Source organism: Kaistella sp. (genome assembly GCF_032060305.1).
Taxonomy (GTDB): Bacteria; Bacteroidota; Bacteroidia; order Flavobacteriales; family Weeksellaceae; genus Kaistella; species Kaistella yananensis.
Genome location: NZ_DAMBHK010000087.1, coordinates 1 through 7907, shown reverse-complemented (window position 1 = coordinate 7907; position 7907 = coordinate 1). Strand labels below are relative to the sequence as shown.

8 protein-coding genes are annotated in these 7907 nt (G+C 38.3%); 1 reads left to right on the top strand and 7 read right to left on the bottom strand.

What is annotated here, in order from left to right; all coding sequences use genetic code 11:
- On the top strand, positions 1 to 320 hold a 320-nt coding region (locus V5N63_RS10420; RefSeq protein WP_332033888.1), incomplete at its 5' end, for an amino acid--tRNA ligase-related protein.
- A 159-nt stretch (positions 321 to 479) separates the two neighbouring features.
- On the opposite strand, the gene V5N63_RS10415 is transcribed toward V5N63_RS10420, so the two are convergent.
- The 7 genes from V5N63_RS10415 to V5N63_RS10385 all read right to left on the bottom strand — a co-directional run.
- Positions 480 to 1208, bottom strand: coding sequence for an SDR family NAD(P)-dependent oxidoreductase (locus V5N63_RS10415; RefSeq protein ID WP_332033887.1), 729 nt, complete (start codon positions 1206 to 1208; stop codon positions 480 to 482).
- Positions 1209 to 1227: 19 nt separating this feature from the next.
- Positions 1228 to 1998 carry an enoyl-CoA hydratase/isomerase family protein gene (locus V5N63_RS10410; protein WP_332033886.1) on the bottom strand — a complete coding sequence of 257 codons (771 nt, stop codon included), beginning with the start codon at positions 1996 to 1998 and terminating at the stop codon, positions 1228 to 1230.
- Positions 1995 to 2681, bottom strand: coding sequence for an SMUG2 DNA glycosylase family protein (locus V5N63_RS10405; RefSeq protein ID WP_332033885.1), 687 nt, complete (start codon positions 2679 to 2681; stop codon positions 1995 to 1997). The genes V5N63_RS10410 and V5N63_RS10405 overlap by 4 nt, the downstream gene beginning before the upstream one ends.
- A 25-nt stretch (positions 2682 to 2706) precedes the next feature.
- Positions 2707 to 5199 carry a phenylacetic acid degradation bifunctional protein PaaZ gene (gene paaZ / locus V5N63_RS10400; RefSeq protein ID WP_332033884.1) on the bottom strand — a complete coding sequence of 831 codons (2493 nt, stop codon included), beginning with the start codon at positions 5197 to 5199 and terminating at the stop codon, positions 2707 to 2709.
- 365 nt (positions 5200 to 5564) lie between these two features.
- A complete protein-coding gene (locus tag V5N63_RS10395) occupies positions 5565 to 6239 on the bottom strand; it encodes a DUF6624 domain-containing protein (protein WP_332033883.1) in 675 nt (224 codons plus the stop codon).
- A gap of 262 nt (positions 6240 to 6501) precedes the next feature.
- Positions 6502 to 6642, bottom strand: a complete 141-nt coding sequence (locus V5N63_RS10390) for a hypothetical protein (protein ID WP_332033882.1) — start codon at positions 6640 to 6642, stop codon at positions 6502 to 6504.
- Between the two features lie 89 nt (positions 6643 to 6731).
- On the bottom strand, positions 6732 to 7907 hold a 1176-nt coding region (locus tag V5N63_RS10385; protein ID WP_332033881.1), incomplete at its 5' end, for a citrate synthase.

The following is a 7907-nucleotide window of genomic DNA, read 5'->3' as shown; positions in this document are numbered from 1 at the left end:
AAATCGGAGGCGGTTCTGTAAGAATTTTCGATAAAGATTTGCAGAGCAGAATGTTTGATCTTTTAGGATTCACCAAAGAAGATGCAGAAGCGCAGTTTGGATTTCTGATGAACGCCTTCAAATTTGGAGCACCACCTCACGCCGGTTTGGCTTTCGGTTTCGACCGTTTGGTTGCGATTTTGGACGGAAATGAAGTGATCCGGGATTACATCGCTTTCCCGAAAAACAATTCCGGAAGAGACGTGATGATCGATGCACCGGCAGCAATTGCTAAGGAGCAATTGGATGAACTGGAACTGAAATTAAACCTGAAAGAATAAGTTAAAAGCGGAGATTTTTTCTCCGCTTTTTTATTACTTTATATCAGCTTGTTTTTTAAACGATTTTTGCAGCCCGACTTGAACGGAGCTCTTTTGTGAGCAGGTACCACGAGCAAAAAAGCGGGAGTGGAAGGCGGAAAAAGCTACCCAAATAAAAATCTAAGGCAACTTCGCTACCCAACTTTCCGGTAAAATTTTAAGAATATTGTAAATCGCTTTCCATTTAAAATTAGGAACATTGACAAAAGAGTTTCCAACATTCACAATTTTTCCGGCAACATAATCCGGTTCCATCATTAAAGATTTGTTCAATTGTAAACCGTGGTTAATCTTACTGTTTATATAGCCCAACACAAAAACATTTACCTTAATATTTCTTGAAGAAAGTTCCTGGCGAAGTCCGGCCAGATAAGTGGTGAAAGCCGATTTAGTGCTTCCATAAACGAAATTACTTTTTCGTCCACGCACTCCCGAAAGCGAGGACAGACCTATGATTCTTTCCAAATTTTTGTTGGTTTTATCCATCGCGATGATGTTCAAGATGGAAACTGCCCCGGAATAATTCGTGTGCATCATCTTTAAAGTCTTGTCAAAATCCTGAAAAGCATTTTCATTTTGAACCAAAAATCCCGCTGAATACAAAACAACATTTGGTTTGAAAGGCAATTCAGTATAAAACTTTTGATGGGAAACGAAATCCACCGCATCAAAATAAAGCAAATCAATCTTGTTTGAATCCAGATGATTTTCTTTGATGAAATCTTCCATCGATTTTAAATTCCTCGAAGCCATCATCACGCGGAAATTTTTCTGCAAATACAGTTTCGCACATTCTTTCGCCACGTCGGAATTGGCCCCTAATATCAAAACACTTTTTTCTGAATTCATTTGAAATCTCAAGAGAATTTTATTGTTTCATCCTCAATCTTTCCTTAATCTTCTGAATATTCTGTTTCGCTGAATCTTCCAGGATTAAACTTGCGCTCATCAAAATTCTTTCCGGCATTAATTGATCAAAATGTTCAGATCCTTCCCACGATACTTTCTTGATTAAAGCCAAAGCATCCGCACTTCTTTCGGATAATTTCTTCATAAAAGCTTCAATTTTCCCATCCATTTCCTCAATATTTTCAGAAACGGAATGATAAACATCGTGTCTTTCGCACCAATCGGCGCTGCGGAAATCTGCATCGATAGACATCGCGGAATAGGCCGATTTTCCGATTTTTCTTTCAACATAAGGTCCGATCACAAACGGTCCGATTCCCAAGTTCAATTCTGTTAAAGCCATTGCGGCATCTTTTGTTGCAAAGCAATAATCGGCTGCACAAGCTATTCCGACGCCTCCACCAGTTGTTTTTCCCTGAACGCGGACGATGACTAATTTTCCACAAGATCGCATCGCATTCAGAACTTTTGCAAAGCCACCAAAAAATATTTTCGAATTTTCCAAATCGTCAATTTCGAGCAACTCATCGAAACTAGCGCCTGCACAGAAAGCTTTTTCACCGGCAGATTTTAAAAGTATGGCTTTAATCTCAGGTTTTGCACCTTCATCAAGAATAGTCTGAGCCAGTTTTTCCAGGATTTCTCCGGGTAATGAATTGCTTTTTTCGGTTCCGAAAGTGATTTCGGAGATTTGATTTTTGATTTCTGTATTTACGAATCCGTTGTTCATGAATTTTTATTTAGGGCAATTAAATATTTGTCGATGTATAATTGTTTTTCTTTGCTTTTGTACTGCTGAATATATCTGGGATGTTCCAGCACCGTCATTTTATCGAAAAAATGTTCCTGACTGTTGATTTTATCAATAAAATTGGCATTCTTTTTTCCTAAAATAAAGACCTCCGAAGTGTCCAAACCCAAACTTATATGATCCTTTAAACTCTGAATCATAAAGGGTTTTACGGCTTCGAAAAGATTTTTGTCGTCATAGTAATTGGCGTTTAAATTACCTTTAATCGTATTCCTGACAATCGCTAAAGGAAAAGGAGAATTGATGTAAAATTCTTTATAGAAAAGTTGCGGTCCGCCGAAATTTTCAATTACATCATAAAGAAATACTGATGAAATCTCGTGCGTGTGAGCAGATTTCATCTCGATTCCGCAAACAGTTTCCAATCTTTTGGTATCGGTAAAAGGAACGCCTGTAACTCCAGCGCCGTGGCGGCTTGGATTGATTCCTATGATGAATCTGCGGCGATCGTTATCTGTGTAGAATTTATCGTAGAACTGCTTCATTACCTTAAGCGTTTCGGGATTGTCGAGAAACGGGTTCATTACCTGAAAGCCTGTCGGAAGCTTTCCGGTATATTTTAAGTTGCTGTTGAATTCTACGACTTGTTCTCCGAAGGTCATTCTGTTATAATGTTAAATCAGTAAATTAAACCAGATTAAACTGCTCAAAATGGTGCGTAAAATGTTTCCGGTGGAACAGTTCCATCATTTCTTTGTTCAGCATTCCGAACCTAGGATGGTAATGCTCGGCTTGCGGGTTCTCGCGGTAATACATCAGGAATTCTTTCAAAGTTTCCAGGAGCTTTTCTTTTGCTTCCGTAAGATTCTTAAATCGTAACTGCGGTTCTTCCCCTTCTTTAAGGAGCGGATATTGTGCACCCGGCCTGATTTTCTGGTCCGTATAAATCCAGTCCTGAAGCAGCTCGAGTTTGTCGGCAGGGATTTCAGGAAAGTCAGAAGGCTCCAAAGAACCGAAACCATTTCGCAAAACCTCTTCCACATGTTCCACCATCAATTGAGGCGTCATCAAACCAAATTTTCTTTCTGAATTTTCGGTGAGATTATTTAATATTTTCTGAATTTCTTTTGTTTTTAAATCAACGAAAGGAGATTTTTTTGCGACCAAAGTAAGAATTGTTGCTACGCAAACGATTTCATCGCGCTGATTTACCACTTCAACCAGCCATTTCACCACGCCGCTCGGGATAATTCTACCTTTCACGCCTTTGTTGATTTTTTCTTTTGCCGTGAGATAAACCGTAATGGTGTCTCCCGCATAAACGGGTTTGAAGAAACTCGCATTTTCCAGTCCGTAGTTGGCGATTACAGGACCTTTTTTTCCGGAAACAAACAAACCAGCTGCTGCAGAAAGGATAAAGTATCCATGCGCCACGGTTTTATCGAAGATTGTTCCATTGAGAGAAGTTGCGTCGGTATGCGCATAAAAATGATCCCAGGAAACATTCGAAAAATTCACGATATCTGCTTCTGTCACTGTTCTTCCTGCCGTTTCTAGAGAATCTCCGATTTCTACTTCTTCAAAATATTTTCTGAAAGGATGTTTATCTGAAAATTTCTGCGTTGCGCCTTGTTGATAAATTTTAGTAATCGCCGTCAAAATATCGGGTGAACCTTGAATAGCTGTTTTTTGCAAGAAAAAATGCAACCCATTCAAACCGCCCATTTCTTCACCGCCGCCTGCTCTTCCTGGTCCACCGTGCATTAAAGTAGGTAGCGGAGAACCGTGACCTGTAGATTCTTTCGCATTATCACGATTTAAGACAAAAATTCTTCCGTGGGTTGTCGCCATTTTCCAGGAAGTTTCTGCGACAAATTTCTCGTCGTGAGAAACGATGGAACCAACCAAACTTCCTTTTCCGCGTTTTGCCAAAGCGGCGGCTTCTTCCGCATCCTTGTAAGGCATGATTGTAGAAACAGGACCGAATGCTTCTACTTCGTGCGAAATATTTTTATCAAAAGGTTTGTCGTTCAAGAATAGTTTTGGGGACATAAATGCACCGTTTTCGTAATCCGCATCAACTAAATCGTGTTTTCCGTCGTAGATGAGTTCGGTTTCGGCTTTTAATAAATCTATTTTTCTTTGAACTTCATCAAACTGAATTTTTCCGACCAAAGAACCCATTCTGGTCTCACGGTTGAGCGGATTTCCAATTTTTATTTGGTCTAATGCCTTTGACAAAGAATTTTGAACATCGCCAATTAAATTTTCAGGAACGATAATTCTGCGGATTGCCGTACATTTTTGTCCGGCTTTTGTCGTCATTTCATTGCAAACTTCTTTGATGAACAAATCAAATTCCGGAGTTCCGGGTTTTGCATCGAGTCCTAAAATAGAACAGTTCAGAGAATCTGCTTCCATATTGAACCGAACCGCATTTTTAGAAACTGAAGGAAGTGATTTTAATTTTCGTCCCGTATTTGCAGAGCCGGTGAACAAAACGCTGTCGCCGTCCTGAACATAATCCAAAATATTACCGGGTTCGCCACAAACCACCTGAATAGCGCCTTCGGGAAGAATTCCACTTTCTATCATGTCCTGGAACACGGCATTCGTCAAATAAGAACCTGGAGTTGCAGGTTTCACAATGCTCGGAACTCCGGCTAAAAGTGACGTTGATAATTTTTCCATCATTCCCCAAACCGGGAAATTATAGGCATTAATCTGCACAGAAACGCCTTCGCTTGGCGTTAAAATATGCGTTCCGAGGAAAGTTCCGTTGGCTGAAATTTTCTGCGTATCTCCATCGACCCAAAATGGCGTGTTGGGTAACATTCTTTTTGCTAAACCGGAATAGGTAAAAAAAGTACCGAAACCGCCTTCAATATCAACCCAGGAATCTGCGTGCGTGGCTCCGGTCTTGTAGGAAAGTTCGTAATATTTTTTCTTTCTTTCTAATAAATACAAAGCTACTTTTTTCAACATTTCGCCGCGATCATAGAAAGTCATGGAGGAAAGGTTTTTATAACCAAGAGTTCTTCCGTACTGAAGCGCCTCTTCGAAATTGAGTCCGCCAGTATCGGACACTGCGACAAGTTCCCCGTTCACGGCGTTGTATAAAGGAATTTCGTTGCCGGAACCTTCGATCCACTGACCGGCGATATAGTTTTTTAGTTTCATTTTATGATGGGTGTTTGATGTTGCGTGATGGATGTTTTCAAAAATTTGAAATTATATTTTGTTATCAAAAATATTATAAAAAGTATGACAGCAATGTCAATGATTAAAGAATTGAAGTGAAAATTTCAATAAAAGTTGTTTATTTTAAAGGGTTTTAATTAATTCATCATTTTCAACGTGTGCTAAAATATCAGATATTCCAATGCTTTCTCTTATAAGATAAAACACAATAACATTTATAAAAATAAATACTATGAAAGAAATAAAACCCGTTTTCTTTGAAAATTTCATTTTATAAATTTGGCTAAAGCCGATCGATTTTCCTCTTTTATAAACGGGATAAAGCCCGTTCCTATTGATGCTATTTATTGTGCTTGTAATTTCTTCACCTCTTCTATTGTATAAATTTTATATTGAAAATCATTCCCGTATAAATCTTTGGCATATTCTTCAATTGTTTGAACAAAACCAGCTTCTTTTCTTAATTCATTTACTTTTTCGGAATTTTCAATTGGCCAAAAAGCGGGTTTCCCATTTACTTCAAAAAACTGAGAACCATAAATTTGCTTTTTTCCCTGATACATTAGGTTTCTGTCTTCCGTTATAGCCAACGATTGTCTATCAAGATCGCCATTTTTAACTGCTTCACGAAGCATTGGTAAATATTTTTGAATAACTTGGGGTGAAGAATGTTGAATTACAATCCAAGCTGCACGGTTTTGCGGAGTTCCAACAAGAGCTTTTCCGGGATAACCATATTTCGCAATAATTTCTTCTACTCTTTTAATATTTTCCCCATCTAAAGTAACCGAAACTGATTTATAATTGTTTTTGAAATAGGTTGGATCTACCTTAATCCTTTTTGCAATCAGGTCAAGGCTGTCCTTTGGTGTTTGGTCTGTAATAAAGCGTACTGCCTGATCGCGGAATTCAATTTCTGAAAGCTCTTTTTTTAGTTCAAGATTGATTGAAGTTTTTTCTACCTTTTTGCAGGAAAATAGAATTAAAAATAAAAATGCGATTGCAGAAAATTTATTCATTGTTTTTTGGAAAAGTTTTTTTTTATCCTTCTATAACCTCAGGATGACAAAGTTTTGGTTTGATCCTGAGTAGTTGATAAAATTTAAAATATTCTAGAGTGTTAAGATACTGAAATTTTCAAATTTTTGGTTTCATAATTCTCGGAAGCTTTTCATTAGTTTTATATTTCACTGTATACTTAACACTTAGTTGCTCAAGATTAACATTTTCATAATTTTATCATCATTTTTTTATGAATTTAGTTAAAAAAATCAATAAAAATTATTGCGCATCCATTTCTAACACTTGCGCATCCATTTCTCGCACTTGCGGAACCATTTCTGACACTTGCGGAACCGTTTCTAACACTTGCGCATCCATTTCTATTGTCTGCGGAGCCATTTCAAAAGGTTGCGGGATCATTTCTTAGAGTTGCACACGGAAAACTGAGATATGCGCCAAAAAAAATCCCCTTCAAAAAAATTGAAAGGGATTGTATAAGAATTTGCAAATTATCTTGCGCTTAAATCTACATAATCGCGTTTTTGCGCGCCTTGGTAAACCTGTCTTGGTCTTCCGATTGGGTCGTTGTGCAGACGCATTTCTTTCCATTGTGAAATCCATCCTGGAAGTCTTCCCAATGCGAACATTACGGTAAACATTTCGGTTGGGATTCCTAATGCTCTGTAGATGATTCCTGAGTAGAAATCTACGTTTGGATAGAGTTTTCTGCTTACGAAATATTCGTCTTCCAGGGCTACTCTTTCCAGCTGCATTGCGATATCTAAAGCTTTGTCTTCGATTCCTAAAGAATTTAAAATATCGTCTGCCGCTTTTTTGATGATGGTTGCTCGCGGATCGAAGTTCTTGTAAACTCTGTGTCCGAAGCCCATTAAACGGAAGTTATCATCTTTATTTTTTGCTTTTTCTACATATTTTGCAACATCGCCACCATCCTGTTCAATCATTTCAAGCATTTCGATTACTGCCTGATTGGCACCACCGTGAAGCGGACCCCAAAGTGCAGAAATACCTGCAGAAACTGAAGCGAAAAGACCTGTGTGTGCGGAACCCACCATTCTCACAGTAGAAGTAGAACAGTTTTGCTCGTGGTCTGCGTGAAGAATCAATAATTTATCCAAGGCTCCTACAACAACCGGATCGAGTTCAAATTCGATATTCGGACGACGGAAACACATTTTGTAGAAGTTTTCTACATAATTTAAGCTATTATCTCCGTGGTTGATTGGTAAACCTAATTTTTTTCTGTAAGTCCAAGCACAAAGGTGAGAGAATTTAGCAAGAAGCATTTCCGCAGCGTGATCCATCTCTTCTTTTGAGTTTACGTTAACCGCTTTAGGATTAAATGCAGTAAGTGCTGACGTAAGGGAAGACAAAACACCCATAGGATGCGCAGATCTTGGGAATACGTCAAGAATTTTCTTCATTTCATCGGCTACGAAGTTGTAATTTTTGATTCCACCTTCGAATTTAGCGAACTGATCCTTATTTGGAAGTTCACCATGAAGCAACAAATACATTACTTCGGTAAAATTAGATTTTTCTGCAATTTGCTCGATAGGATAACCTCTGTAATACAGTTCCCCGTTGTCACCATCAAGGTAAGTGATGTCGCTTAAGGTAGCGCCTGTATTTTTGTATCCTAAATCTAATGTAATTAAACCGGT